1 protein-coding gene is annotated in these 1,171 nt (G+C 47.8%); it reads left to right on the plus strand.

Annotated elements, in window-relative coordinates:
• Nucleotides 1–284: 284 nt before the first annotated feature.
• Nucleotides 285–1,171, plus strand: an 887-nt coding sequence (locus tag UQ64_RS28305) for an IS110 family RNA-guided transposase (RefSeq protein WP_060626789.1), incomplete at its 3' end; no start/stop codon positions are given.

Genomic DNA, 1,171 nt, shown 5'->3' on the forward strand with positions numbered 1-1,171 from the left:
CAAAAAACTTTCATGAGCCATTAGCTCACATCCCAGAATGAAAATGTTATTCGCCCGTTGCCATCTATGTCTTAATCCAGCTATTTCTGTCTATTCTATGAATAGAGGGACAGAAGAAACACGAGGTCTTTAATGGTGGTATAACCCCGTACAAAAAACCGTCTACGGCTGGTCATGAGTACAACCCATTGTCGCCATCTTCGGATGAGCACGTGTAAAAAAATCCTTACTTTCTCAGCAGCCTACTCTGTCCCTCCATACTTTTCGTTTGGAGGGTTATTTCTATGGAAGCTATTTTAGAACACTGCTGTGGACTCGACGTCCACCGGGATACGGTCGTGGCCTGCCTCTTAACTGGTAATCTCCAAGATCGTCCCCACAAAGAAATTCGCACCTTTTCAACCATGTCCAAGGGCTTACATGAACTTGCGGCCTGGCTTCATGCTGCTTCTTGCACCTACGTTGCCATGGAAAGCACTGGAGTTTATTGGAAACCCGTTTACCATGTTCTCGAAGAATCTTGTGAGATTAGATTAGCCAACGCTCAGCGTATCAAGAATGTTCCTGGGCGCAAAACAGATATCTCCGACGCGGAATGTATCGCCAAACTCCTTCGCTCCGGTCTTATCGAGGGTAGCTTTGTTCCGCCTCAAGACATTCGCGAACTTCGTGAACTCACACGTCACCGGAAGAAGCTCGTTCATCATATGACCGCAGAAAAAAATCGTATCCAGAAGGTTCTTGAATCTGCTGGCATCAAACTCGCTTCCGTGATCTCCGACGTTTTCGGTGTGACGGGGCGTGCCTTGTTGCGTCAACTTATGGACAACGGCAGACTGGATCAGGAATCCGTTCGTTCCCTCGTCAAAGGACAAATCAAAAATAAAGTTCCCCAACTCATGGATGCACTGCAAGGCAAACTTTCCTCACACCATCGCTTTCTTCTCGCACAGTCTTGGCAACACCTTACTCATCTGGAACATTCCATTCAGGCGTTCGATGAAACGATAGACTCTCATTTAGTACCCTATCGTGTCGAGATCGATATTCTTCGAACTCTTCCAGGCGTGGATGTCACCGCCGCTTCCGCGATTTTAGCTGAGGTTGGTGCGGACATGCTTCAGTTTCATTCCGAGCGCCATCTGGCTTCTTGGGCCGGTTTATCCCCAGG

The organism is Paenibacillus etheri, assembly GCF_001012825.1.
Lineage (GTDB): Bacteria > Bacillota > Bacilli > Paenibacillales > Paenibacillaceae > Paenibacillus_AQ > Paenibacillus_AQ etheri.